Below are 26,306 nucleotides of genomic sequence, written 5' to 3'. Positions count from 1 at the left end.
ATCGGCCCCGCGCCTGACGTACAACTGAAGATCCGAGACACACAGCCCCCGCGTCCGCTCAGCACCATGCGACCCGCGACGCCTGCGGGCCGGTCCTCGGTAGTGGCTTCCGGTAGACGTGATCTGACATCGCACCGGGCGCTTCGATCGAAGACCGGCGCTGCACCTAACGAGGGTGCCGGTGAAACAGGGCGCGGGAGACCGACCACAAGGAGGTCCCCCGTGGAGGGTGTCCACACTGCTGAAGCAGTCATAGACAATGGCTCATTCGGCACGCGCACGATCCGGTTCGAGACCGGTCGTCTGGCGCGTCAGGCGGCCGGCTCCGCCGTCGCCTATCTCGACAACGACACGATGGTGCTGTCCGCCACCACCGCGTCCAAGACTCCGAAGGAGCAGTTCGACTTCTTCCCGCTCACGGTTGACGTCGAGGAGCGAATGTACGCCGCCGGGCGCATCCCCGGCTCGTTCTTCCGCCGTGAGGGCCGTCCGTCCGAGGACGCGATCCTGACCTGCCGCCTGATCGACCGGCCGCTGCGCCCGTCGTTCGTCAAGGGGCTGCGCAACGAGGTCCAGGTCGTGGCCACCATCATGGCGCTCAACCCCGACCACCTCTACGACGTGGTCGCGATCAACGCCGCGTCCCTGTCCACGCAGCTGGCGGGCCTGCCGTTCTCCGGGCCGATCGGCGGCGTGCGGGTCGCGCTCATCGAGGGCCAGTGGGTGGCGTTCCCGACGCACCACGAGCTGGAGCGGGCGACGTTCGACATGGTCGTGGCGGGCCGCGTGCTCGGCGACGGCGATGTCGCGATCATGATGGTCGAGGCCGAGTCCACCAAGGACACGCTCAAGCTGGTCGCCGAGGGCGCCGTCGGGCCCACCGAGGAGACCGTCGCGCAGGGCCTGGACGCCGCCAAGCCGTTCATCAAGGTGCTCTGCGAGGCGCAGGCGCGCATCGCGCAGGTCGCGGCCAAGGAGACGGCCGAGTTCCCGGTCTTCCTGGACTACCAGGAGGACGCCTACGCCGCGGTCGAGTCCGCGGTGAAGAGCGAGCTCGCCGCCGCGCTCACCATCGCCGGCAAGCAGGAGCGCGAGAACGAGCTGGAGAAGGTCAAGGCGCTGGCCGCCGAGAAGCTCCTGCCCGACTTCGAGGGGCGCGAGAAGGAGATCAGCGCCGCGTTCCGCTCCGTGATGAAGAATCTCATGCGTGAGCGGGTCCTCAAGGAGGGCATCCGCATCGACGGCCGCGGCACCAAGGACATCCGCGCGCTGTCGGCCGAGGTCCACGTGGTGCCCCGGGTGCACGGCTCGGCGCTGTTCGAGCGCGGCGAGACCCAGATCCTGGGCATCACGACGCTCAACATGCTGCGCATGGAGCAGGTCATCGACACGCTCAACCCGGAGCGGACCAAGCGCTACATGCACAACTACAACTTCCCGCCCTACTCCACCGGTGAGACCGGCCGGGTGGGCTCGCCCAAGCGCCGCGAGATCGGTCACGGCGCGCTGGCCGAGCGGGCGCTGATCCCGGTGCTCCCGACCCGCGAGGAGTTCCCGTACGCCATCCGCCAGGTCTCCGAGGCGCTCGGCTCCAACGGCTCCACCTCGATGGGCTCGGTGTGCGCCTCGACGATGGCGCTGCTCGACGCCGGTGTGCCGCTCAAGGAGATGGTCGCGGGCATCGCGATGGGCCTGATCGGTGAGGGCGACACGTACGTCACCCTGACCGACATCCTCGGCGCCGAGGACGCCATGGGCGACATGGACTTCAAGGTCGCCGGCACCAAGGAGCTCATCACCGCCCTGCAGCTCGACACCAAGCTCGACGGCATCCCGGCCCACGTGCTGGCCGCCGCGCTCAAGCAGGCCAAGGGCGCCCGCCTGGCGATCCTCGACGTGATGCAGGAGGCGATCGACTCCCCGGCGGAGATGAACCCGACCGCGCCGCGCATCATCACCATCAAGGTCCCGGTCGACAAGATCGGCGAGGTCATCGGCCCGAAGGGCAAGATGATCAACCAGATCCAGGACGACACGGGCGCCGAGATCACCATCGAGGACGACGGCACGATCTACATCGGCGCGACCGACGGCCCGTCCGCCGAGGCCGCGCGGTCGGCGATCAACGCCATCGCCAACCCGCACATGCCGGAGGTCGGCGAGCGCTACCTGGGCACGGTCGTCAAGATCGCGGCCTTCGGCGCGTTCATCTCGCTCATGCCGGGCAAGGACGGCCTGCTGCACGTCTCGCAGATCCGCAAGCTGCACGGCGGCAAGCGCATCGAGAACGTCGAGGACGTGATGAGCGTCGGCGAGAAGATCCAGGTCGAGATCGCCGAGATCGACGGCCGCGGCAAGCTCTCGCTGGTGCCGGTCGAGGTCATCGAGAAGGAGGCCGCCGAGAAGGAGGCGAAGGGCGCCGTCGCCCCCGAGGGCGAGGGTGAGGCCCCGGAGCCCGAGGAGGCCGCCGCCGCACCGGCCGAGGAGAAGCCGGAGCGGCCGCGCCGCACCCGCACGCGCGTGCGCACCCGGAGCAGCAGCGGCGGCGACGGGGACGACCGGAACACGTGAACACGACGACGCTGCACCCCGGCAAGGACGGCGCCGGGGTCGTGAGGCGCACTGTCCTGCCGGGTGGGCTGCGCGTGGTGACCGAGACCATGCCGACCGTGCGGAGCGTCGCGGTCGGCATGTGGGTCGGCATCGGCTCGCGTGACGAGGCCCCCGAGCACATGGGGGCCACCCACTTTCTCGAGCACCTGCTGTTCAAGGGCACTCCGACGCGCGACGCGATGGAGATCTCCGCCTCGATCGAGGGCATCGGCGGCGAGATCAACGCGTTCACCGCCAAGGAATACACGTGCTACTACGCGCGTGTGCTCGACGAGGACCTGCCGATCGCGGTCGACGTGCTCGCCGACGTCGTGACCAGCTCGCTCGTGACCGAGGAGGACGTCGAGTCCGAGCGTGGCGTGATCCTCGAGGAGATCGCCATGCACGACGACGACCCCTCGGACGTGGTGCACGAGCAGTTCGCCGCCGAGCTGTACGGCGACTCGCCGATCGGCCGGCCCATCCTGGGCACGGTCGAGTCGATCAATTCCCTCGGGCGCGACCGCATCGCCGAGTACTACCACCGCTACTACCGGCCCCGCCGCACGGTGGTGTCGGTGGCGGGCAACGTGCGGCACGAGGAGGTCGTGGAGCTGGTCGTGCGGGCGTACGAGCGGGCCGGGGCGCTGACCGGCCCGGCCGAGTTCGCCCCGCCGCGCACCAACGGCCCCGGCGCCGACACGCGTTCGGGCGTCAGGGTGCTCGACCGGCCCACCGAACAGGCCAACCTGGTGCTCGGCACCACCGGCCTGGCCCGCACGGACGATCGCAGGTTCGCCCTGGGGGTGCTCAACTCCGCGCTGGGCGGCGGCATGTCGTCCAGGCTCTTCCAGGAGATCAGGGAGAAGCGCGGCCTGGCCTACTCCGCCTACAGCTACACCTCCGCCTACGCCGACACCGGCCAGTTCGGCATCTACGTCGGCTGCCTGCCGTCGAAGATCGACGACGTCCTCAAGATCTGCCGGGACGAGGTGGCCCGCGTGGTTACCGAGGGGCTGAGCGAGGACGAGATCGAGCGCGGCAAGGGGCAGATGCGCGGCGGGCTCGTGCTCGGACTGGAGGACACCGGCTCGCGCATGTCGCGCATCGGCAAGAACGAGCTGGTCTACGAGGAGCTCATGTCGGTGGACGAGGTGTTGTCCCGCATCGAGGCCGTCACCCCCGACGAGATCTCCGAGATCGCCGGCGACGTGCTCAACCGGCCGCTCACGCTCGCCGTGATCGGCCCGTACGGCGACAAGGACTTCACCGACGCCATCCGCTGACCGGGTGTCGTCGTGGCGGCCCGCCGCAGGCAGCGCAACCGCGCCTGCGGCGGGCCGTTTGTCTCTGTAGGGCGGCCGTCGCCTCCGGCGGACCCGCCGTAGGCAGCGCAACCGCGTCTGCGGTCTGCCGGGCGCCGTGGGGCGCGCCTGCCGCCGTCGAGTGGCGCGGCGGGACCGGCCACCTGCGGTTGAAGTGAGCGCGGAGGCGGCCGGCTGGAGGGCGCCGCCCGCCCGGCGTGGCGGATCCGCAGGCGGCACCCCTGGCGCCGAGCCGAGCGTCCCGAACCGAGTGGCGTGCGAGCACGTTGCCTGTGGCAGGCGGATGCCGGGAGTTCCGCCCACGCGGGCGCGGTGCCGCCTCAGGGCCCGGCGCTGCCCGGTGCGGACGGCGCGGTGCCGCCTCAGGGCCCGGCGCTGCCCGGTGCGGACGTGGCGCCGAGACCCGCCGACACGGGCGCGGCGTCGCCGCTCGCGGTGGTGGCGAGCCCGTGCGCGAGGACTGCGACAGGACAGAGGGGCGGCACTCCGATGGGCGCGTTTCCTGTTGGGATAGGGTGGTCGGTGTGATCAAGGTAGGTGTGCTCGGCGCCCGCGGTCGCGTGGGCGTCGAGGTGTGCAAGGCGGTCGAGGCGGCCACCGACATGGAGCTGGTGGCGGCGCTCGACAAGGACGACTCCATCGAAGGGCTCGAGGGCGCGGAGGTGGTGGTCGATTTCACCCACCCCGACGTGGTCATGGGCAACCTCGAATGGGCCATCGCCCACGGCGTGCACCCGGTGGTGGGCACCACGGGGTTCGACGAGGCGAGGCTGGCGACCGTACGCGGATGGCTGGCGGACTCCCCGGGCACCAACTGCCTGATCGCCCCCAACTTCGGCATCGCCGCCGTGCTCATGATGCACTTCGCGCAGCAGGCGGCCCGCCACTTCGAATCCGTCGAGATCGTCGAGCTCCACCACCCCAACAAGGCCGACGCCCCCTCCGGCACCGCCCGCCGCACCGCGGAGCTGGTGGCCGAGGCGCGAGCCAAGGCCGGGGCCGCCCCGATGCCCGACGCCACCAGCACCGCGCTGGACGGCGCGCGCGGCGCCGACGTGGGCGGCGTGCACGTGCACGCGGTACGCCTGTCCGGGCTGATCGCCCACCAGGAGGTGCTGCTGGGCGGTGACGGCGAGATCCTCACCATCAGGCACGACACGATGAGCAGGGCGGCGTTCACGCCCGGCGTGCTGCTCGGCGTGCGCAGGGTGCGCGAGCTGCCGGGCCTCACCGTCGGCCTGGAGCCGCTCCTCGATCTCTGATCTCCGGTTTGGCCGCACGACGTGCCCACCACCTGGTCGGTCGTGGGCACGTCGTGAGGAGAGGGTCCCGGCTCCGCACAGCCGGGCCTACGATCATCAACACTAATACGAGCGGCGAGTTCCGCCCGAAACATGAGATCGTGTCGGCATGGTGCGATGGGCTGAGGCCGGTGACCTTCCTGTGCTGGTGTCGATCGAGCTGGCGGCGGATCGGTTGTTCGAGCAGGTGGACATCACGTTCCCGCCTGGCACGACCATGATCGAGGAAGTGGACGATCCTGGGCGGGTCCTCGTCGAGGGGATGCCTCCGGCCGGGTTCGCGCTGGTGGGATGGGTGGACGGCAACCTGCATCTCGACCAGCTGGCGGTCCATCCGGACAGCATGCGCCAAGGCATCGGCGGGCGGCTGGTCTCGGCGGTGATCGACCACGCTCGGGCGGCCGGCGCGCCGTACGTGACGCTGACGACGTACCGGGACGTGCCGTGGAACGCGCCCTGGTACGCCCGGCACGGCTTCTCCGTGGTGCCTGAGGGGGAGTGGGGGCCGGAGCTTCGGGCGGTGGTGCAGCACGAGCGGGAGCTGGGGATCGAGGTCGCGCCACGCGTGGTGATGCGCCGCCCCTCCGAGTCCCCGGCGTAACGGCGACCCCGCAGCTCCGGGCCCTCGCCGCGACCGCCGCGACCACCGCGACCGCCATGGCCGCCGCGACCGCCGTGGCCGGGCGTCCGGCGGCGCGATCACCCACCCGCTGCAGGAGCCGCGCCTGCACGGTGCCGGTCCGCCGTTCCGGGGCGTGGCCGCCACAGCCGGGGTCATACGTCGTGGGAGCGAGGGCCGGTGGTCACGTGTCGGGGGCCTTCCGCGGCCGGTGGGCGCGGAGGGGCCGTCGGAAGCCGGTCGTCAGGGGGCGTGTCTCTCGACGGGCGGGCGCGAAGGGACGTCGGCGGGCAGGGCGGGCGCTGGGGGCGGGTGGGCAGGGGAGCGGTGGGAGGCGAGCCAGTCGACGGCGTAGTCGACGGCCGCGGGCAAGGAGAACAGGCGGGCCTCCGCCGCGCCGACCCGACCCCGCCGCACCGCGCCGGTCCCTTCGAAGTCCGCTCCCAGGGCGGCGAAGTCACCGGCGTTGACGGCCACGTCCTCGAACTCGCACCATTCCCGCCCGTTCCCGTCGTCCACCACGGCACGGAACCTGCGCCGCGGCGGGTCGGCGGTGTAGCGGTACTCGGCGAGGTGGAAGGCCGTGCACTTGTCGTAGCCGACGCCCAGCAGCAGGACGAAGGCGCCTGCGTCGTACAGCCGGGCGAGCGGCGACCGCTCACCCAGCAGGCAGTCGCGTTCGTGTCCCTCGACGATCTCGGCCGCTTGCGGCCCGATGGCGGCGAAGGAGGTGTGCGGATGCGCGCTGCGCCTGGCCCCCGGCAGCCGGCGGACGTGCTCGGCGATCCGGCCCATCTGGTGTGAGGGGGTCGTGGCGGGGTCGAAGGCAGGCATGCGGGCGCGGTACGCGGCCACCTCGTCCGGGGTCATTCCGGCCACCGCGGCCCGATAGATGGGTGAGGTGTCGGAGTTGCCCGCCGTGCCGGCGGGGACGACGAGTGTTCCGTCGTCGCCGAGCAGATCCCGCAGTGCCATGACCACGGTTTCCGCCCCACCCTCGGTGTGGCCGAGCCGGCTGAGGGAGGAGTGCACCATCAGCACCTGTCCCAGCCTGATTCCCAGGGCCGCAAAGTCATGACACAACCGGGCGAAACTAAGCAAAGCATCCTTTTCGCTATTTGAGCGCACCTTACGATCACATCATGCCCTAGAGGTGAACTGCCAGGGGCATTCGGGTTGATTGTGTAGTTTGTGGCGATCATGACGCTGAGTCGTTGATCGCTTGAGCGGTCCCCTATACTTCGACGAGTCTCGTGCCGCAATTTCTTCGGCAAGCGGTTCATATCCATTCAGCAAGAGGCGGGTTGTCGCATGACCGTCCTCGGTCGTGGCCGTAATGTTGTGTCCGAAAGGGCACAGGTCGAGGCGGAGGGCGTGGACGAGGCCGCAGAAAAGCCGCGCGAGATTCAAGCTCCGCCCCACCCGAAAGAGGGCAGGATCGCCCGTGTATGGGCAGGCTCGGCGATTTCCACGATCGGCATGCGGACGCTGGGCGTGGCCTATCCGCTCCTTGCTCTGGCGCAGACCGGTTCACCGACCGCCGCCGGATGGGCGGGGTTCTTCCTGACAGTTCCCGTTCTGGTGTTCTACATTCCCGGTGGGCTTCTGGTCGACCGGATATCCCCTCGTCGCATCATTCTCTTCGCGGAGTGCGGTCGCTGGCTGACCGTGCTCACCGTGCTCGTGGCGATGCTGTCCGTCGGCCCGTCGCTGACGTTCCTCATGGTGGCCGCGGCGGTGGAGGGCACGATGTGGGTCCTCTACACCTTGGCGGAGGCGGCGCTCCTGCAGTCCCTGGTGTTGCTGAGGCCGGGTCTGATGCAACGGGCGCTGGCCAAGAGGGAGGCCGTGAGCCATCTCGCGTCCATCGCCGGCAGGCCGCTCGGCGGCTACCTCTTCGGGGTCGGCCGATATGTCCCCTTCTTGATGAACGCAGTGCTGTTCGCGGTCTCTTTTCGGCTGTTCTTCGGATTGCGCCACGAGTCCATCCGCCGCTCGGCCGGCTCTTCGATCTTGCGTGAACTGCCCGGCGGCTTCCGCGCGCTCATGGACCAGCCGTTCCTCGGCGGCTCGATCATGCTGATGACGTTCACGAACCTGCTGGCCCACGCCCTCATCATGGTCTTCGTGGCCGGGTCACACGGCATGCCCTCCGTGGAGATCGGGCTCGTGCTCGCGGCATCGGGGTTGGGCGGGGCGGTGGGTTCCACCGTGGCCTACTTCTATCACCCGAGACGCTCGGTCCTGCTCAACCACAGTTGGATCTGGGCGGCGGCGCTGTTCCTGGCGGCGTTGGGGGCGTGGCTGGGAGCACGCTCGATCTTCTTCGCCGTGGCCTTCTTCACCACCGGCTTCGGCGGTGCGCTGACCAACGTGGCGATCAAATGCGCGGAGGTCTCCATCGTCGATCCGGGGACGCTCGCCCGCGTGGTCGGCGTGTCGCGGCTCTTCTCGCAGGGGGCCATCTGCCTGGCCGCGCCGCTCGGCGGCCTCCTGGTCACCTGGCGGGGCGTGACGGGCGGCACAGTGGTGCTGCTCACCGTCATGCTGCTCGCCGCGGCGCTGCTCACCGGCACGCGGCTGGGCAAATGGTTCGCCCCGCCCCTGCCCGATCTGCCGCGCGGCGTTCTGCAGGTGAAACAGTCGTCACAGAGCGGCGAGCTCTCGAGCGGGCCTGGCCAGGTGACCGGGAAGCGCCGGCTCCTTCGCGGAGATCGCCCGCCTGGCGAGACCCGTAGCGGACGTGAACTTGCCCGCTAGGTGCTCCACGCGGGCCGCGTAGAGCAGCAGCGGGCCGTGGTCGACCGCCTCCGCCAGCGCCTCCACCATCTCTTGCTGGGCTTCGTCCACGCGGTCGGTCCGCGCGAGCGCGAGGGCGTGAGCCACCTTGGCGAACGGCCACCGCAGCGGCTCGGCCCTCTCCAGGTCGCGCAGCGCCGCCTCGGCCTCGTCGCGGCCTCCCATGCCGGCCAGCATCTGACCGCGGCCCAGCAGGGCGCCGACGTTGTTGCCCTCCTTGTCGAGCACGCCGTTGAGCACGCCCACCGCCGCGTCGGGATGCCCGCCGTACCACAGCGCCCAGGCCAGCTCTGTCTGAATAGTGAGATCTGTCGGGACGCGCATCATCGCGGCGCGCAAGTCACGTACGGCCTCGGCGGGGGAGCCCTGTGCCAGCCGCAGCCGCCCCATGGCCATCAGCATGAGACCAACGGCGGCCGGAGCCCCGCCGGTCTCGTAGCTCTTGGCGGCGGCGCTGTAGTGTGCGAGGGCCTTTTCCACCTCTCCGTGCTCGTAAGCGACGTTGCCGAGCAGGGACTCGGCCTGTGCGCGCACATGCAGGTCGTTCCCTTCCGACCGGACCAGTGCCTCCTCGGCCAGTTTGGTCGCCTGCAGGAGATCGCCTTCTCCCAGGGCGCCCTCCGCCTCCCGGAGGAGGTCCTCCGGCCGGAGGCGCCTTCGGGTAGCGTCCACCCGTCCGATGTCGTGTTGGGAGGACTGGAGCAGGCGATCGTAGGCCAGCGCGTACGATCCCTCGCCCATACGTTGGTCGGCGCTGAGGATCCGCCGTTTCACCAGCAGAGCGATCACCGTCCTGCCGATCCCGGCGGTCTTGATCGCGCCGCGGCGGACCGGCTTCCTGTCACCGAAGGTGAGCCGCAACCACGTCCTCAGCCTGCGGTCGTCGCCGTCGAACCGCTCGGCGGCGATCTGCTTGATCTCCCTGTCGTAGTGTTCGGACAGGGCGCGCTCGGCGTGCTGGTGCACATCCCTTCTGGTGATCACGGTGGTCTCCGGCGGCAGGGACCTCCACAACGACTCACCGACCACCTGGAGGTGGGCAGGCTCCACGCCCTGCACCAGTTGCCGGCTCTCAGTCCGTGTCCTGACCCTGATGAGGTCGTGGACGACCTGCTCGGCCGCGCCCTCGGCGAACGTGAGCCCAGTTCCCTCGATCGGCCCTCGCAGGGCCTCCAACGCGCTGTCGAAGCCCAGTGCCTCCAGAGGCACGCGTTCCCACTCGGTCCCGGTGGGCTCCTGCTCGTCCGTCAGATCCGTCAGGTCCGGCCGGTCCACGTTGCCGAGTTCCCATTCATAAGGGAGCAGGTCCATCAGCCGGTCGGTGCGGATCGACAGCAGAAGCCGCAGCCCCTGGTCGGCGCGCAGCGCATCGGCGAGCTGGTCGAAGAACCAGTCACGGTGCAGTTGGCGCTGCCGGCCGCTGGCGAAGAGCTCCTCGACCTGGTCGATGGCGACCAGCGTGGGGAGGGGGTCGCCGTAGGCATCCCGCTTGACCGGCCGGGCCCGCAGGAATTCGGAGATCGTCATGTCCGCGCGCCGGTTGGGCGGTATCTGGGGCGACCACGACACCAGGAGAGCGAGCACGTACGGGTTGTGGAGAGGAATCGCCGCTCGCGGGAAGGCCGATCCGTAGGAGACCCGGCCGAGAGGGAGGACGTCGACCTTGTGAGGGCTCAGCAGCGGCATGACGCCTGCCTCGAGCAACGAGGTCTTCCCGATTCCTGAAGCGCCGTAGAGGACGGTCAGCCGCTGCGACTGCCACAATTTACGGATTTCGTGGGCTTCCTCGTCACGTCCGAAGAATCTGTCCCGATCCTCGGTGCGAAACGCGCGCAAGCCTCGATATGGTCCCGGCGTTTCCTGCCGTCCGTTCATGCCGGAATTCCCCATGCCGGTCCCCGTCCGCTTCGCATGTGCCGCGCATGTCCCCCGTGGCGGCCAAGCTGAATATCTAGATGAAGTTGTCGAAGCCTGCGGCCGGCTCCCGATTGTCCGACTGGCGCGAGGCTATGGCGCTCCGGAGTGCGGGATTGTCGACTTTGCTCAGCACGTCCGGCGACAAGTCGCTTATGTCGATCAGTCCGACCGGTCCGTGTTGCCTGTCACGCATGTGCACTCCATCCGTTTCGGTCATCCAAATATCGGGCGACATGCAGGCGCTTATTCAGATATGGCGATTCTTATTATGATTCTGTGATAAGCGTGGCCACTAATCAAGCTCTAGGATGGTAGCCAACGGTTACCGTACCTCTTCGGCGGTGGAGCGGAGGGCCGACGTGGCTGAGAATTCCATTCCCAAGCAGGGGCCGAAGGTCTGGGAACGGGTCCCCAAACGCAATCCGAACTTCACCGGCCGCAAGGATCTCCTGGCGGCGCTCAGGAAGAGCATGCACACGGTGACCGCCGTCGTGGCCCAGCCCCAGGCGTTACAGGGCCTCGGCGGCGTCGGCAAGACCCAGCTGGCGATCGAATACGCCTGGCAATACCGCGATCATTACGACCTGGTCTGGTGGGTCTCCGCCGACCAGCCGCTGCTGGTCCCGTCGGTGCTCGCGGGCATGGCGCAGGCGCTGGGCCTGCCGCCTGCGACCAGCACCGGTGTGGAGCAGGCGACACAGGCGGTCATCCGCACGCTCGAAAGCGGGGTTCCTTACCGGAGCTGGCTGGTGATCTTCGACAACGCCGAGGAGCCGGAATACATCAAGGATTTCCTCCCCAGAGGGCCCGGCCACGTCCTCATCACCTCGCGTAACTCGCGCTGGAGCGACCACGAGCCGACCATCGAGGTCGACGTGTTCAGGCGAGACGAGAGCAAGGCGTTCCTCCACAGGCGTCTGGGCGATGCGATCGGCGACGACGAGGCCGACCGCCTGGCCGACAAGCTCGGCGATCTGCCGCTGGCGCTGGAGCAGGCCGCGGCTCTGCTCGCGAGAACGCTGATGTCGGTCGACGAGTATCTGACGCTGCTCGAAGAGCAGACGAGCCGCCTGCTCAGCCTGGAAAAGGCGCCGACCTACCCGCAGTCGATGACCGCCGCCTGGCAGCTGTCGGTCTCCCAGCTCGAAGACCGCGTTCCCGCGGCCGTCGAGGTGCTGCGCTGCTGCGCGTTCTTCGGTCCCGAGCCCATCCCGCGCGACGTCTTCCGCCGCGGCAACCGTGTGGCGGGCCCCCGGCTCACGCCCGTCCTGTCGGATCCGATCGAGCTGACCAGGGCGCTGAGTCAGCTGGAGAGCCTGGCGCTGGTCAAGGTCGAGCCGACCACCCGCACGCTCCAGGTCCACCGGCTCAATCAGGCGCTGCTGCGCGACGAACTCCCGGAGGACCAGCGCGCCGAGTTCCGCCACGAGGTGCACCTGCTTCTTTCCGGCACCGCGCCGGCCGACCCCGACGAGACGACCAACTGGCCCCGGTTCGAGGAGCTCGCCGCCCACCTGGAGCCGTCGGGTCTCATCGAATGCACGGTGCCGGCCGTGCGCAAGTTCGCGATCGACCTCGTGCGCTATATGTACGTACGCGGCAGTTACCAGCAGGCGCAGGCACTGCTGAACGAGTACATCCAGAAGTGGACGGAAGCGAGCGGTCCCCGTCATTCCGACGTGCTCGTGGCGCGGATCCACCTGGGCAACGTCTACCTTGCGCTCACCCTGTACAGCAGGGCCCAAGAGCTCATGTCGGAGACCGTGGGCATGATGGAGGAGTCTCTGGGGCCCGACCACCCGGAGACGCTGTGGGGGAAGCAGAGCTACGCCGCCGCGCTCCGGGGCCGCGGAGAGTTCGGCAAAGCACAGGAGATCGACGCCGAGGTCGTCGAGGGTTACGAGCGCCTGTCGGGCGACAACGAAAGAGTCGTCCTGCGAGCCCGCGCCAACCTGGCTCTCGCCTACACGTTGACCAGCGAATACGTCCACGCGCAGAAGATGCTCCAAGAGACCTATCTCCGCCAGAGCAGCATGGACGGCTACGGCCGGCGCAACCTGCTGGCGACGTGGAGCAACCTGAGCAGGGCCGTGCGCCTGGGCGGGCAGCTCGAGGTGGCGATGAACATCGCCGAAGAGGCCTACAACTACGGGGTGGCGCAGCTCGGCGAGGACCACCCCCGCACCCTCCTGGCGGCCAAGGACCTCGCGATCTCGTTGCGCAGGAGCGGCCGCGTGACCGAGGCCCTGCAGCTCATGAGGGACACCCACCACCGCCTGCAGCGTCTCTACGGAGACGGGCACGCCGACACGATGGCCGCCGCCTTGGGCCTGTCCAACACCTTGCGCGCGAACGGCGACCTCGAAGAGGCGCTGACGATCGTGCGGCGGACACTCGAGCACTATCCCGCGGTCTTCGGGGCCAACCATCCGTTCGTCCATGCCAGCAAGATCAATCTGGCGCTGCTCCTGCGCCTCACGGGAGACGCGGCCCGGGCGCAGGAGCTCGACCAGGAGGTGTTGCACGGTCTCGGCGATCTGCTCGGCCGCGATCACGACTACGCCGTGACCTCCGCCGTCAACCTGCAAAACGATCTGGCCGCGCTGGGCCGGCACGACGAAGCCCGCGCGCTGGGCGAGGAGACCATGCGCCGGCTCCGGACGTACTTCACCCCCGACCACTACCTCAGCCTCATCTGCGCGGCCAACTTGTCACTGGACATGCAGGCCACCGGGGCCGAGGAAGAGGCCAAGCGGCTCCTGACCGAGACCGTGCCGCAGCTGGATGCCCTTCTCGGGCGCGAGCACCCCGACGCCCTCGCGGTGGCCGCAGGGCAGCGGGTCAACGGCGATTTCGATCCGCCGCCCATCTGATCGGCGGCGCACCGGCGTGGGGGCGGACGTCAGCCCGCCCCTCGCAGCCGCGCCACGTCCTGAGCGCACCGGTCTCGTATGTAGGTGATCAACCGGTACAGGTCGGCGCAGTAGACCGACGGTTCGGCGAAGCCGGCGGACGGGCTGTAGCGATGCGCGTAGAGGCCGCCACCGCAGGTGGACATGATGTCGCAGCTGCGGCAGAGGGGGGAGAGAGCGAGCTCCCCGATCTGCCGCGCGACGATCGCCGGATGCAGCAGCGCCCGGTCCAGATCGTCGCTGAGCACGTGCAGCCGGGTCTCCGGGGCGCCGTGATAGGCGCTCTTGAGGCTGTCCGCCTGCTCGATCTTCCCGTCGGTCTCGATGACGACCATGCGCACCGGAGACAGGCCGACGGTCTCCGTGCGGGAAGGGCCGCCCATCAGCAACCGCATGATCTCCCTGAACATGCGGATCTCGGTCTGCAGGACAGGGCTGTCGTACCAGACGTCGAAGATCTGGATCAGCCAGTCGGCGTACGGCGTCGCGCTCGAGCCGGGTTCGCGGAACGGAGGCGGGTCCGCCCAGTTGCCGTGAGGCAGCAGGAAGCTGACCGCGGGCGGGTCGTACTCCAGCAGCGCCTCGTACGTGCGCACGGGATCGTTGCGCACGTCGATCGTGCACAGGATGCCGCTGAACAGGTGGTGGTAGGGCCCCGCCGTCAGCCGTCGCAGCGATTCGCTCACCAGGGCATGGCTGCCACGCCCGTCGGCGAAACGGCGGTGCCGGTCCTGGCCTGCGGCGTCCCCGTCCAGGCTCACGCCGACGCGGATCTCCAGGGACTCGAACAACCGCAGGTACGCCTCGGTGAGCCGGACGCCGTTGGTCTGGACGTTGACGTTGACCCTCGTGCCGGTGTCCACCGCGCCGCGAACCCCGCGTACCACCCGGGAGATGAGCTCGGGCCCGGCCAGCAGCGGCTCGCCGCCGTGCAGGATGACGTCGATCTCCGCCAGGTCGTGGCGGGAGGCGTGTTCCGCGATGCGCTCGACCGCGCGGTCGGCGATGGCGTCGGACATCCTGCGCGGCTGCTCGCGCCAGCTCTGGTCCGCCATCTCGTAGACGTAGCAGTAGCGGCAGGCGAGGTCGCAGCGGCTGTGGACCTTCAGGATGAACTGCTGGAAGGGCAGCGGCTCCCAGCCTCCTGCCAGCAACGCGTCGACGTCGAGGAATTCCGGGAACCCCTTGGTGCGTAAGGGCTCCGATTCCGGGCTTCCGAACAACGGCTACCTCTTAAGCGTCGTGCGCCCCATTGTTACGCTGGCCGGGCGCTGCACCCTGTCCCTATCTCTCACGAATACCCCGACGAGTCAAGATTTATGACGATAAGGGCGAGATTTCCCTGGGTAATAATGAAATTCTTCGAAATGTCGGCAAAAGTCGTGGATTTTGGGAACCAGTGGTATTAGCGGGGGTGGCTGCCCTCCTGTGGCGGCGGATCCTCGAAGCGGGCCTCCTTCGGCGGCTCGCCCGTCACCTTCTCCACGATCGTGGCCGCGACCTGGTGCAGCTTGACGTTCCTGTCCTGGGAGACCTGGCGCAGCACCTCGACCGCCTGGTGCGAGGTGCAGCGGCGCTGGGCCATGACGATGCCGAGGGCCTGGTCGATGATCGCCCGCGTGGTGAGCGCCTCCTTGAGCTGCGCCGCCACCTGCCGCATGTGGGCCGCGTCGAGCGCCGTACGGAACAGCAGGCCGATGTGGTCGGCGGTCACGCGCACGGCGACCCGCGTCTCCTCACTGAAGGCCCCGCCCCGGCCCGAATAGAGGGTGAGCACGCCGAGCAGCCTGCCGTCGGACTTCAGCGGCTCGGAATGCAGGCTGAGCAGGCCGGACTCGGCGGCGAACCGGCGCCAGCGGGAGTCGGCGCCCAGGTCGGTGGCCGTCACCGGCTGCCCGGTGCCGAGCGCGTCGATGCAGGGCCCCTGCCCGATGGCCGACTGCAGCTCGTCGAGCAGGCCGGCCCGCTCGTGTGAGCACGCGACGGTGCGCAGGCCGTGTTCGGCGCACAAGGCGATGCTGACCATCGGGGAGTCGGGCATCGCCCGGCTGGCGATGGCGACGCACTCGCCGAGGGCGCGCTCGAACTCCTCGATGTCCGTGGGCGCGCTTGGCCGGTTCAATCAAGACCCCTTGCGCTTGGTTGTCCGGACCGCTTCTCCCGCCTCCTCCTTTCAGACTAGCTCTTCACGAGCTGTATGGGGCGGTGTCAGAAGACGATGGCCAGACCCACCGCGAACAGCAGCCCGTACGCCATCTGCAGCTTGCCCGTCTGCTGCAGCACCGCGATCAGCGCCGGCCCGACGGCCTTGCCGAGCACGGTCCTGATCGGGGTGACCGCCAGCGGCGCGGCGAGCAGCACCAGCGCGGCCCATGGCGTGATCGGCACCATCGCCAGCGCCACCACGAACGGCACCACCTGGCACACCACGTAGAGGGTGCGGGTGCGCTCGGCCCCCAGCACGACCGCCAGCGTGCGCTTGCCGGACTGGCCGTCGGTGCCCACGTCCCGCAGGTTGTTCACGACGAGCATGGAGCACGACAACAGCCCCACCGGGATCGAGGCCAAGAAGGCCGCCCAGCTCAGGGATTCGGTCTGCACGTACGCCGTCCCGACCACGGGGACGACGCCGAAGAACACGAACACGGCCACCTCGCCGAGACCGCGGTAGCCGTACGGGTGCTTGCCGCCGGTGTAGAACCACGCGGCCGCGATCGCCGCCGCACCCACGAGCAGCACCCACCACGCCCGCGTGACCAGCACCAGCACCAGTCCCAGCACCGCCGCCAGCGCGAAAGACCCCAGGGCGGCGGCCAGCACCTGCCGCGGCGTGGCCGCCCGCGAGCCCACCAGCCGCATCGGGCCGACCCGCTGGTCGTCGGTGCCCCGGATGCCGTCGCTGTAGTCGTTGGCGTAGTTGACGCCGATCTGCAGCGAGAGCGCCACGAACAGCGCCAGGATCGCCCGCCACCACACGAAGCCGCCCTCGCCGATCGCCACGCCGGTCCCCACCATGACGGGCACGACCGCGTTGGGGAGCGTGCGCGGGCGGGCGCCGGCGATCCACTGGTCGAGCGTCGCCATCAGCTGATGTCCGTGGTGAGCCTGACCATCCGGATCGGGCGGCCCATGTCGAGGACGCGTTCGGCCATGTCCTCGCCCCACCCGGCGGACTCCAGGAAGCCGAGCACCGCGTGGTTGTCGGCGAAGACCCAGGTCACGATCTGCCGGAAACCGTCGTCGCGAAGGTAGTCGACCGTCGCGTTGAGCAGGCGGCTGCCGTGGCCGCGGCGGACGAAGTCGGGGTCGACCAGGAGCGTCAGCATCTCGGCCACCACACTGGGGTCGAGGTCGGGATCCTCGGCGGGGGCGTGCGAGGCCAGGCCCACCACGCGCTCGCCGCCGCGAGGGGTGACCAGGGCGGCGCTGCCGCCCGCGCCCAGGGCCGGGAAGCCCTCGGTGTCGAGGATGGTCTCCACCGCCACCAGCACCCGATGCATGGGAGTGGGCGGGGCGACGATCGCCTCGTCCCACTGGCGCAGCCACATCTTCTCCGCCGCCGGGCCGGTCATCTGCTCAAGGGGCCCTTCGGGGAGGAACTCCCGATAGCCGTAGCGCCAGGCGCGGATCTGACAATTCGCAACCTGGAGAACATCCTCGCGCCGGGCCGCCCGGACGCCTACGTCTGCCATCTCGGCCCGCTCCTTCGCCTGCCGTTCGTGCCACAAGGCACGAGTTACACCGTATCGGTGTTTGACCCTTGGGGATGACGCGAACCCCGCTTCCTCGCCCGGTAAGCGCGTGTCTTGGTGCGATTGCCGCATATCCGCATAGAACACCACGAGCGAGAACGGTTCTTCGACGAGTCGATGAACGCCCACTGACACGTTCCCTCCGCGCACACCTTGAGCCGATCCCATCCCGCGCCCAGGGCGGCGGCCGCGATCCTGGCCAGACCCCCTGCCACGCCGTGATCTACGGGCGTCAGCTCGGGCCTCCCGTCGTGCCCAGTCCTGACGCGGAGGGGGAGGGCGGGCAGGGCGGCCGGCTCGCGTCTGAGCGCCGCTCTGAGGCCCTCGCGGAGGGCGTGGGCGATGAGGAGGTCGTCGTCGGTAGCGCGGTCGCGCAGGCCGGCGAGGCCGCGTTCGCGCAGCCAGAGGGCCAGCTCGGCGGGGGAGGCCAGCTCGTCGGTGTCGGACTCGACGTCGTAGGTGTTCACGAAGTCTCGGATGAGCTCCGCGGGGAACGACATGCCGGTCACTCTACTGGCATTGTGATCACGTGCGGCCGCGGCTGTCCGTCAGGGGCTGTGGCGTTGTGATCACGTACCGCGGCGGCTGTCCGTCAGCGCCTGGGCGAGCCGCCGCACGCCCTCGTTCAGCTCCGGCAGATGGGTGGCGGCGATGTGCGTGACCCTGATCCGCGGGCCGGGCGGCTCGGACGGGTAGTACATCCGACCGGGGCTCACCAGCGTGCCGTTGCGCCTGGCCGCCTCCACGAGGTCGTTCTCGTCGACGTCGGCGGGCAGACGCAGCCACAGATGCATCCCGCCGATCGGCAGCAGGTGGAGCTCCGCCTCCGGCATGCGCGCGGCGAGCGCGGCCACGAGCGCGTCGCGCCGGGTCCTGATCTCGGCGTGCACGGCCGTCAGATGCCGCCGCCAGACCGGCGACCCGACGAACTCCAGCGCCGTCTCCTGCAGCGGCCGCGCCACGAAGAACGACTCCACGAGCTGGGCGGCCCGCAGCCGGTGCGCGGCGGGCCCGCGGGCGATCACGGCCGCCACCCGCATGCTCGGCGAGAGGATCTTCGTCAGCGAGCCCACGTGGACCACGGTCCCGTGCTGGTCCATTGACGCCAGTGAGGGCGGGGCGTGCTCGGTCAGGTAGCGGGCGTAGTCGTCCTCGATCACGAACGCCCCCGCCGCCCTGGCCACCTGCAGCACCTGCTCCCTGCGCGCCACGGGCAGGGTGGCGCCGGTCGGGTTGTGCAGCGTGGGCTGGCAGAGGAAGACCCGCGCGCCGGTCACGGCGAACGCCTCGGCCAGCAGCTCCGGGCGTACGCCGTCCCTGTCCATGGGAACGGCGGTCGCGCGCAGCCCGGCCGCCTTCGCCGCCGCCAGCGCGCCGGGGTAGGTGGGCGTCTCGACCAGCACCGGCGTGCCGGGGGCCGCCAGGGCGCGGAAGGCGTGCGTGAGCGCCGCCTGGCCGCCGCTGACGATCAGCGCGTCGGCCGCGGTCACGTCGCCGCCCGCCTGGGCCGCGAACCACCTCCGCAGCTCCAGGAGGCCCGTCAGAGGCGGCGCCGCCCAGGCGTCCGGCCGCCGCACCGCCCGGGCCGCCGCGGCCGCCAGCTGCTTGTCCGGCCGCAGCCCGGGGTGGAGATAGCCGCCGGTCAGCGGCACCGTACCCTCGGGGATCGGCGTGAGCAGCGCCGCGACCGGACCGTCGTCCACCACCCGGTCACCGAGGGCGACCGTCTGCCAGGACAGGTCGGCGGTTTCCCCCTTTGTCGTGATTTGGTGCTGTTCGGCGACGAAGGTGCCGCTCCCCGGCCTCGTGACGACCCTGCCCTCCGCGGCCAGCTGGCCGAGGGCCCGCGACACGGTGACGGGGCTGACGCTGTGCCTGCGCATGATCTCCCGGCTGGACGGGAGCCGGGCCCCCGGGCCCAGCCGGGTGGCCTCTTCGCGCAGTATCGCGGCGATCTGGGCGATACTGCTATCGTTGTTCATGAAAGTTGAGAATAGCGCTACTGCCCTCGATCGAGTAGCGGTCCCGGCCGACGACCCCGAGCGCGAGCGCGAGCGCGTGCGCCGTCGCGGCACCGCCCTGGCCTTCCTCGGCGTCCTGGCCTTCTCCGGCTCCTTCCCCGGCACCGTCCACGCCATGGAGGGGTTCGATCCCTGGCTGGTGGCGATCGGCCGGGCCGCCATCGCCGCGCTGCTCGCGTTGGCCTGCCTCAAGGTCGCAGGCCGTCCGCTCCTCCCGCCGCGGCACCTCTGGCGGTCCTACGCCCTCATCTCCCTCGGCGTGGTCTTCGGCTTCCCCCTTTTCAGCGGACTGGCCCTGGCGCTGGGATCGAGCACCGCCCACGCCGCCGTGGTCACGGCCCTCCTCCCCGCCGCCACGGCCGTCTGCGCCGTCCTCCGGGCCGGCGAACGCCCCCGCCCGCTCTTCTGGGTGGCCTGCCTGGCCGGCGCCGCCGCCATCACCGCCTTCACCCTCACCCAGCACCAGGGCCAGGCGGCCTGGCCCGACCTGCTGCTCGTCGCCGCCCTGCTCTCGGCCGCGGTCGGTTACACGGAAGGCGGCCGCCTGGCTCGCCAGGTGCCGGGCTGGCAGGTGATCTCCCACGCCCTCGTCCTCTCCCTCCCCCTGACGGCTCCCGTAGCCGTCGCCCTGGCTTTCCTGACCCCGATCGCGATCACCCCTCACGCCGTCGCAGGCTTCGCCTACGTCTCGGCGGTCTCGATGTTCCTGGGCTTCTTCCCCTGGTACGCGGGCCTCGCCCAGGGCGGGATCGCCCGCGCCGGCCAGACCCAGCTCACGCAGCCCCTCCTGACGCTCGTCTGGGCCTGGTTCCTCATGGGCGAGCGATTCGGCCTGATCACGGTGGTCGCGGCCGTGGCCGTGCTGGTCTGCGTGGCCGTCACCCAGCGCGCCCGCACGTGACCCGCGGCGCGCCCGTACGTGCCCCGCATTGCATCCTGCGCCGGGAGTCGTGGCGCGCCCGTACTTGAAAGCCATGACGCCTCCCCGCAGGATTGGGGGAGGAGGTGTCACAACAATGGCGGACCTCACGATCCCAGAGGGCGGTTTCTGGCCCGCACCGGAAATCCCGCAGCCCAACATCTATCCCATGGAATGGCGGGTCGAGACGGAGAAACTCGCCGCCATCTACGAGAAGTCCAAACGCGTGGTCTGGAACCCGGCCGACCTGCCCTGGGACGGCCTGAACCCGGAGGACTTCACCCGGGAGCAGCGCCTCGGGATCATGTACTGGTTCGCCGTCCTGGCCAACTTCGACGCCTCAGGACCGGCGGTCTTCGCGCGCGCCACCATCCAGGCCTTCGAGAAGCACGAAGAGGACCCGGTCAGGAAGTGCTTCTTCTCCATCACCCGGGACGAGATGAACCACGAGGAGTGCTGCCAACGGACCATCGCCAAGCTCTGGCCCGGCGGCCCGCTCAACTGGACCCCGTCGGACGACCTGGAAAAGGCCGCCCACAACAACATCGGCTGGCTCTACCACAACGGCGGCCGCTACTGGAACGGCTACACCGCGGCCGTGGGCAAATACTCGCTGCCGGTGCTCTTCACCAGCTTCATGATGGGCGAGATGGCGGCCTCGACGCTGTTCAGAGGCATGGCGTCGGGCACCCGGCACCCGGTCTTCAGCGAGATGTTCCAGCGCATCGGCCGTGACGAGTCCCGCCATCTCCAGATCTGCATGACGATCCTGGAGAACGAATGGCCGGGCCTCACGGACGAGACCCGCAGCCTCATCACCCGCCAGCTCAGAGCCGGCTTCGTCTTCCTCAGCATGATCCTCTGGGAGCCCCCCGAGGGCTTCTGGGAGCTGCCGCCCTATTTCCTCCCCAACCACCGCGTCCTCATGGACCACGCCAGGGAGGCCGGCCTGGGCGTGCTGTCGTACGACGAACAGGCCGAGAACTGGCGCGTGGCCATGGCCCGGATCCGCGCCATCGTCGAACGCTGGGGCATCGCCTTCCCCGCCATCCCCGAGCTCGACCTGGAAGGCGTCCAGGTCGACATCATCGACCCCGAGGAGATCATCCCGGTCTTCTAAGCTTGGCTGCCATGTGGCCCCGCATGGACGGACTCAGAGTCCTCGAATTCGGCACGCCCGGCGACCTCCGTACGCGCCTGACCAACCTGGTCCTGGCCGGCGACAAGACCGCCACCGCCGGCCTCCTCACTCTCGACTACGAGGGTGAGGGGGAGGAGGTGGAACACGTCGGCGAACATCTGGTGGTCGTGGACGACACGGGCGCGCGGGCGACGGAAGTAGAGATCACGAGGGTCGAACTGACACCGTTCGCGGCGGTCACGTGGGAGTTCGCCCAGGCCGAGGGCGAGGGCTTCGAGTCGATCGAGCACTGGCGAGAGGCCCACCGCCGCTACTGGGCCGGCCACGGCCACGAGATCGACGACTCCTCAACGGTCGTGTGTCTGTGGTTCCGCGTCGTCGCCGGCTCAGGAGAAGAGACGTCGTGAGGCGGTTTCCTAGCGCTGTGACCACGGACCTTCGCAGGGCCGGCGCCTTGGGGCACACTCTGGTCGTGGAGGAGCATGACAGCGTTCAGCGGCTCTTGGACGACCTGTGTGCCGATCTCGGGTTCTGTCTGCCACCTAGCGAGCGACTGCGGCTGCGGGAGGCGCCTCCCACGAGTGTGGACGCCTTCACGGACGCCGTGTTCAGGGCCGAGGGGATGGACCCCCGACTCCACACGGCCCAACGTCGGCAGGTGAGAGACAGGATCGAGCGACGCCTACCCCGGCAGGCCGACGGGACGGATCGGTGAATCCCCGGGGAATCTCATGAAGTCGGCCATTTCTCCGGCGCGGACACGTAGGTGCCGCGGTACGGCACAGTGAACACCCACCCACGTTCGCGTAGATGCTCAACGGCCTTACGCGCGGTCACCTTGGCGACCCCGTGGCGCCGCATCAGCGCCTTCTCGCTCGGAATCGCCCGGTTGGGCCGGAGCTCCCCGCGCCTGATCCTGGCGATGACGTCCTTGGCGATGATCAGGTAGATGGCCCTCGACTCCTTCACGAGCGGCACACCCAGCGGGCCGACGAACGTGCCCTCTCCTTGGATGGTGTGGACCAGCCCACGCCTGCGGAGCTCCCGTGCGACGTTGCGCGCGGTGGTGCGGGCGATGGCGAACTCGGCCTCCATGACCGCCTCGCTCGGCACGGCCTCGCCTGGCCTCAACTCGCCGCTGACGATCTGCTCCTGGATGATCTCGGCGACTTGCACGTAGAGCGGGACGGGGCCTTCACGGTCGAGCATGCTCATATTGTAGGCGTCTCGATACAAGCAGTTGAGTGAAGTCAAGCCTGGGGCCACGACTCCTTGGGTGAGACGTAACTGCCGCGCTGTGCAACGGTGTAGATCCAGCCCTGCTCTCGGAGGAGCGCCATGGCCCGCCGCACCGTTTCGCGAGCGACGCCGTACTGCTCCACCAGCGCTGACTCGCCCGGGATAGGCCGTCGCGGAAGGAACTCTCCAGCCTTGATCTGCTCGGCGATGTCTGTCGCGATTTGCTGGTAAAGCGGCACCTTTCGCTTCTTGCGCGGGGCTTCTTCGGGTGTGCCGACAAAAGCCCCTTCGCCCTGAACGGTGTAGACCAGCCCTTCCTCGCGCAGCACGTGAATCGCCCGCCTGGCAGTCGTCCGGGCGACTCCGAACTCCTGCTGGATGTCCGCCTCGCTGGGCACGGGGTGTCCGGACGAGAGTCCAGAGACCCGGCGCCGGAGGATGTCGGCGATCTGGATGTAGATGTGGGTGTCCCCGTCGTAGTCGAGCACATAGGCAACATAGGCCAAGACGTACAAGACGCAACATATCCCTCTGTCCATATAGACAGAGGCTTCTTTCCAGATAGACGAGAGGAGACAAGCAGACGTATAGTCGCACCATGGCCGAACCTCTCCGACTGCCCGGCGATGGCGACACTTCGAGCGTCCACGTGCCGGACCCGCAGCCCAACCACACGCTGCTGAGATGGGACCCCGTGCGATCGTCGGGCGAACGCATACGTGTCGTGGCCTACACGAGCGACTGCCAGCCGACGTTCTACGAGCTGTGCCAGGCGGGCGGCCTGTTCTTCATTCGCAGGACCCGCCGAACTGGCGGACGGGTTCTGATCCACGAGTCGGCGAGAATCAGGCGCGCCCTGGTGATTCCTTTGTGGGAGGGCCTTCTGGAGGGAATGGATCCGGTCAAGCACTCCCCGGCATGAAGGACTCCATTGCCCAATTCGGTGGTCGCGGTGAGCTCCGAGTCGAGGCGCGCGAAGGGTGAGACTCGGGTCGCGCCGAGGGTTCGACAGGGCACTTCACTGAGAATGAGAACGGCCATCGCTTGGAACGCTTCGAGTCGCATGATCGGCGATGGCCGCCAGGACTGGTATGACCTGTGGGCGGGGTTGGTGCGGAAAATGTGATTGATGGCCTGGTCTTTTGTCGGGTATCTCTGAGCTCGCCGTGAAGTCCTTATAAGTGACGTCATTGGGCGCTGGATTGTCGCTTATGCCGATATTCGTCATAATTCGTGCAAGGGCTGGACAAGTCGACGAGCGTCAGGTTCAGAGAGATATGGCGCCTTCGTAGGGCGTGGTCTGCTCCTGCGCTTCCTGGAGGCGGACGCTGTGCTCGGCTGCGCGGGCGAGGAGGACTCAGTTGAGGTGAGGTGCGGCGGGGAGCGCCCGGGCTCGGGCAATGACTGGCGATGCGTCGAGCACGGGCACCCCTGCCAAAACACGTGAAGCCGCTGTTCCTCACGCGTTTTGCGCGCCTTTCGCGCAACCCCCGGCGGGGCGCCTCGGTCATTGGGACCGTCGACGCGACCGACAACGCTCCGCCTGGGATCGGCGCGGAACCGTGGACGTGGCCCCGTGCCCATCAGGAGGCGCGGGACCACACCACGACGAGTAAAGGCCGGCTGACGTCCGTATCGGCCTACCCGCGCCATTAGATTCTCATGGTCGTCGCTTGGAAAACCGGCGTTCGGCGCTATACATGGGATCATTCCGTTTGACGTTCGGTGGGTGGGTGGAATGGGTTTACGTGGGGATTCGCCGCCACGCCGTATCCGTGATGATCAGGTGGTCGAGGAGTCGCAATCCGACCGTTTCGGCGGCATCGAGGAGGTGGGCCGTGGCCTCCAGGTCGGCGCCGCTCGGGTCGAGGGAGCCGCTCGGGTGGTTGTGGGCCAGGCCGAACATCGCCCCGCCCGCGGTGAGCACCTGCGTGATCACCTCCCGGACCGGCATTGCCGTGTGGTCGGCGCCGCCCTCGGTCACGACCGAGCGTTTCAGCACGCGGCCGCCGGTGTCGCACACGACCATGACGAGGCGCTCCTGGGTATGGCCGCGCAGCAGCGGAGCGCAATGATCGGCCAGCTCTGCCGTGCTGGTGATGCGTTCGCGTTCGGGCCATGCCTCTGCTCGGCGGGCGAGGTGGAAGGCCGCAGCCACCCTCGCGGCCTTGGCCGGGCCGACGCCACGCACAGTGAGCAGCCGATGAGGGTCGGAACGGCCGAGCCCTTCGAGATCTCCGCAGTGCTCGATCACCTGGGCGGCCAGGTCCAGGGCGCTCGAACCGCGGAATCCCGAGCCGAGCAGCACGGCCAGCAGCTCACGGTCTGCGAGAGCGCTTGCGCCTCTGGACATGAGGCGTTCGCGGGGGCGGTCGTGCTTTGACAGGTCTTTCAGTGCCATCGGCAACCTCCGCGACCGTTGTATCAACGGGCACCGACAATCTCTGACCTGGGCTTTTGCCGGAATTGCGTGGTGGCTTTCGGAGGTGCGGCCTTTGACTTGTCGGACAGGTCGTAAGCGGTCGGTTGTGCAGGTGGCGATGCGCGTCTGCCGAGGGCGTCGTCACGTCTTGCGCTTGCCTGCCGTGGCGTTACGCGGGGTGGACGAGGGCGTGGTTTCGAGGCGGACATGTGGCCGGCTGCCATGGGCCTGCCGCGCAGAGGTGTGTCGCTGGGGTGGCAGGTGAGCCGAGCTCGTTGAGGGCTGAGGCATCCGCGAGGGCAGGGCGGTAGGGGGCGCGCCGGCGGGTGGTGTCCTGCTGCGGACGTGCGAGGTGGTCGGTGCGTCAAGTGGCTCCGGGCGGGAGGCGGGTCGCCCGGAGCCTTCCCCTCTTAGACGGGCATGCTGCCTTCGCCTTGTCAGACGGGCATGCTGTACGTGACGCGGAAGCGGTCGCCCGGGATGACGATGTCGCTCGTCTCCACGGGGCGGTCGCCGGCCCAGTGCGTACGTTCGACGTGCAGAACGTGGACGCCGGCCGCGAGGTCGAGGGCGTCGCTCTCGGCGGGGCGGGGGACACGGGTGTGTACGCTCTCGACGATCTCGGTGATCTTTATGCCGTGCGCGTACATCCTCGCCACCAGGCTCCGTCGCTCCTCTGTGTGCGTGGCGAGCTCCATCGGCTCGTACGAGGTGGCGAGCTGGAGCGGTCTGCCGTCGCCGCGGTAGACGTAGAAGGTCTTCGTGAGCGGGGTCGATTCCTTCACGCGCAGGCGTCTGGAGATGTCGGGGTCCGCCTCGGTCGGCTCGCTGTGCCAGTCCCAGGTCACGCGCCGGCCCTGGGCCTGCAGGTCGGCCGCGAAAGGGGCGGGGTGGTCGAGATATCGCCATCGGTGGAGGGGGGTCAGGTCGGGGCGTTCCCTGACGTAATGGCCCGAGCCCACGCGGCCGATGATGAGGCCTTCGGCGGCCAGCACGCGTAGGGCGTGCCGGGCAGCGGTCTCGCCGACCTGATACTTGCGGGTCAGCTGCGCCCGAGAGGGAATAGGCGCGCCTGGGGGAAGGCTGCCGTCGGTGATCTGTCGCCGGATGTCTTCGACGACACGCAGGTAGACCGGATCTGAGGTGGCCACTAGTCCATCCCTCGGGGTTCGTGTGAGGCGTTGCCCCATGTTGCCGTATTCGACAGGTAACCGACTGTCATCGATGGATGCTGGAGCCCCAACTTTGCGATGGCGGAAAATTATCGGGGAAACCCTGTAACGCAGATGTAAGGAGTGCCGATTCTCCGGTAGAGGTCGTCGATGTGTGTACCCCCGAGCACATATC

At 69.0% G+C, this 26,306-nt stretch carries 23 protein-coding genes; 10 read left to right on the top strand and 13 right to left on the bottom strand.

The window, feature by feature from the left end; all coding sequences use genetic code 11:
• Nucleotides 1–222: 222 nt before the first annotated feature.
• From ID574_RS41025 to ID574_RS41010, 4 genes are all read left to right on the top strand, one after another.
• Nucleotides 223–2,571 carry a polyribonucleotide nucleotidyltransferase gene (locus ID574_RS41025; protein WP_188194429.1) on the top strand — a complete coding sequence of 783 codons (2,349 nt, stop codon included), beginning with the start codon at nt 223–225 and terminating at the stop codon, nt 2,569–2,571.
• A complete protein-coding gene (locus ID574_RS41020; RefSeq protein ID WP_188194428.1) occupies nt 2,568–3,878 on the top strand; it encodes a M16 family metallopeptidase in 1,311 nt (436 codons plus the stop codon). The genes ID574_RS41025 and ID574_RS41020 overlap by 4 nt, the downstream gene beginning before the upstream one ends.
• 563 nt (nt 3,879–4,441) lie before the next feature.
• Entirely contained in the window at nt 4,442–5,179 is a 738-nt protein-coding gene (gene dapB, locus ID574_RS41015; protein WP_188194427.1) for a 4-hydroxy-tetrahydrodipicolinate reductase, read from the top strand.
• 148 nt (nt 5,180–5,327) lie between these two features.
• Nucleotides 5,328–5,819, top strand: coding sequence for a GNAT family N-acetyltransferase (locus ID574_RS41010; RefSeq protein WP_188194426.1), 492 nt, complete (start codon nt 5,328–5,330; stop codon nt 5,817–5,819).
• Nucleotides 5,820–6,080: 261 nt separating this feature from the next.
• Here the strand turns inward: ID574_RS41010 and ID574_RS41005 are convergent, their stop codons facing one another.
• The gene (locus ID574_RS41005; RefSeq protein ID WP_188194613.1) at nt 6,081–6,872 is read right to left on the bottom strand and encodes an AAC(3) family N-acetyltransferase; all 792 of its coding nucleotides are present in this window, start codon (nt 6,870–6,872) and stop codon (nt 6,081–6,083) included.
• 306 nt (nt 6,873–7,178) lie between these two features.
• On the opposite strand from ID574_RS41005, the gene ID574_RS41000 reads away from it, so the two are divergent.
• Nucleotides 7,179–8,597, top strand: coding sequence for an MFS transporter (locus tag ID574_RS41000; RefSeq protein ID WP_188194425.1), 1,419 nt, complete (start codon nt 7,179–7,181; stop codon nt 8,595–8,597).
• Here ID574_RS41000 and ID574_RS40995 read toward each other — a convergent pair.
• Together ID574_RS40995 and ID574_RS40990 are read right to left on the bottom strand one after the other, a co-directional pair.
• Entirely contained in the window at nt 8,484–10,472 is a 1,989-nt protein-coding gene (locus tag ID574_RS40995; protein WP_188194424.1) for a tetratricopeptide repeat protein, read from the bottom strand. The genes ID574_RS41000 and ID574_RS40995 overlap by 114 nt on opposite strands.
• A 115-nt stretch (nt 10,473–10,587) precedes the next feature.
• Complete coding sequence (locus ID574_RS40990; protein WP_188194423.1) at nt 10,588–10,746, bottom strand: hypothetical protein; 159 nt, start codon at nt 10,744–10,746, stop codon at nt 10,588–10,590.
• A gap of 166 nt (nt 10,747–10,912) precedes the next feature.
• Between ID574_RS40990 and fxsT the strand changes: the two genes are divergently transcribed.
• Nucleotides 10,913–13,426 (top strand): FxSxx-COOH system tetratricopeptide repeat protein, encoded by a 2,514-nt coding sequence (gene fxsT, locus ID574_RS40985; RefSeq protein WP_223167600.1) that lies wholly within the window; start codon nt 10,913–10,915, stop codon nt 13,424–13,426.
• Nucleotides 13,427–13,455: 29 nt separating this feature from the next.
• Here the strand turns inward: fxsT and ID574_RS40980 are convergent, their stop codons facing one another.
• The 6 genes from ID574_RS40980 to ID574_RS40955 all read right to left on the bottom strand — a co-directional run bounded on the left by ID574_RS40980 (nt 13,456) and on the right by ID574_RS40955 (nt 19,199).
• Complete coding sequence (locus ID574_RS40980; RefSeq protein ID WP_223167599.1) at nt 13,456–14,688, bottom strand: FxsB family cyclophane-forming radical SAM/SPASM peptide maturase; 1,233 nt, start codon at nt 14,686–14,688, stop codon at nt 13,456–13,458.
• A gap of 182 nt (nt 14,689–14,870) precedes the next feature.
• Nucleotides 14,871–15,587 (bottom strand): GAF and ANTAR domain-containing protein, encoded by a 717-nt coding sequence (locus ID574_RS40975; RefSeq protein ID WP_188194421.1) that lies wholly within the window; start codon nt 15,585–15,587, stop codon nt 14,871–14,873.
• Between the two features lie 86 nt (nt 15,588–15,673).
• Nucleotides 15,674–16,549, bottom strand: a complete 876-nt coding sequence (locus tag ID574_RS40970) for a 1,4-dihydroxy-2-naphthoate polyprenyltransferase (protein ID WP_188194420.1) — start codon at nt 16,547–16,549, stop codon at nt 15,674–15,676.
• On the bottom strand, nt 16,549–17,157 hold the full coding sequence (locus tag ID574_RS40965; protein WP_188194419.1) for a GNAT family N-acetyltransferase: 609 nt from the start codon (nt 17,155–17,157) through the stop codon (nt 16,549–16,551). The genes ID574_RS40970 and ID574_RS40965 overlap by 1 nt, the downstream gene beginning before the upstream one ends.
• 44 nt (nt 17,158–17,201) lie before the next feature.
• On the bottom strand, nt 17,202–17,717 hold the full coding sequence (locus ID574_RS40960) for a CGNR zinc finger domain-containing protein (RefSeq protein WP_188194418.1): 516 nt from the start codon (nt 17,715–17,717) through the stop codon (nt 17,202–17,204).
• A gap of 69 nt (nt 17,718–17,786) precedes the next feature.
• Entirely contained in the window at nt 17,787–19,199 is a 1,413-nt protein-coding gene (locus ID574_RS40955) for an aminotransferase-like domain-containing protein (RefSeq protein WP_188194417.1), read from the bottom strand.
• On the opposite strand from ID574_RS40955, the gene ID574_RS61980 reads away from it, so the two are divergent.
• The 3 genes from ID574_RS61980 to ID574_RS40940 all read left to right on the top strand — a co-directional run bounded on the left by ID574_RS61980 (nt 19,198) and on the right by ID574_RS40940 (nt 21,705).
• Nucleotides 19,198–20,139: a DMT family transporter gene (locus ID574_RS61980; protein ID WP_188194416.1), complete on the top strand. Its 942-nt coding sequence runs from the start codon at nt 19,198–19,200 to the stop codon at nt 20,137–20,139. The two genes, ID574_RS40955 and ID574_RS61980, sit on opposite strands and share 2 nt — an antisense overlap.
• 115 nt (nt 20,140–20,254) lie before the next feature.
• Nucleotides 20,255–21,277, top strand: coding sequence for a hypothetical protein (locus ID574_RS40945; RefSeq protein WP_188194415.1), 1,023 nt, complete (start codon nt 20,255–20,257; stop codon nt 21,275–21,277).
• Between the two features lie 23 nt (nt 21,278–21,300).
• Complete coding sequence (locus tag ID574_RS40940; RefSeq protein ID WP_223167598.1) at nt 21,301–21,705, top strand: ASCH domain-containing protein; 405 nt, start codon at nt 21,301–21,303, stop codon at nt 21,703–21,705.
• 322 nt (nt 21,706–22,027) lie between these two features.
• On the opposite strand, the gene ID574_RS40935 is transcribed toward ID574_RS40940, so the two are convergent.
• Together ID574_RS40935 and ID574_RS40930 are read right to left on the bottom strand one after the other, a co-directional pair.
• Entirely contained in the window at nt 22,028–22,507 is a 480-nt protein-coding gene (locus tag ID574_RS40935; protein WP_188194413.1) for a GntR family transcriptional regulator, read from the bottom strand.
• 41 nt (nt 22,508–22,548) lie between these two features.
• On the bottom strand, nt 22,549–23,025 hold the full coding sequence (locus tag ID574_RS40930; protein ID WP_223167597.1) for a GntR family transcriptional regulator: 477 nt from the start codon (nt 23,023–23,025) through the stop codon (nt 22,549–22,551).
• Between the two features lie 110 nt (nt 23,026–23,135).
• Between ID574_RS40930 and ID574_RS40925 the strand changes: the two genes are divergently transcribed.
• Entirely contained in the window at nt 23,136–23,459 is a 324-nt protein-coding gene (locus tag ID574_RS40925; protein ID WP_188194412.1) for a hypothetical protein, read from the top strand.
• A gap of 822 nt (nt 23,460–24,281) precedes the next feature.
• Here ID574_RS40925 and ID574_RS40920 read toward each other — a convergent pair.
• A complete protein-coding gene (locus ID574_RS40920; protein WP_188194411.1) occupies nt 24,282–24,938 on the bottom strand; it encodes a JAB domain-containing protein in 657 nt (218 codons plus the stop codon).
• Nucleotides 24,939–25,396: 458 nt separating this feature from the next.
• Nucleotides 25,397–26,110: a GntR family transcriptional regulator gene (locus ID574_RS40915; protein ID WP_188194410.1), complete on the bottom strand. Its 714-nt coding sequence runs from the start codon at nt 26,108–26,110 to the stop codon at nt 25,397–25,399.
• Nucleotides 26,111–26,306: the final 196 nt, after the last annotated feature.

It is taken from the genome of Nonomuraea sp. SYSU D8015, assembly GCF_008065375.1.
GTDB lineage: Bacteria > Actinomycetota > Actinomycetes > Streptosporangiales > Streptosporangiaceae > Nonomuraea.
This window is presented reverse-complemented; position numbering and strand designations above follow the sequence as displayed.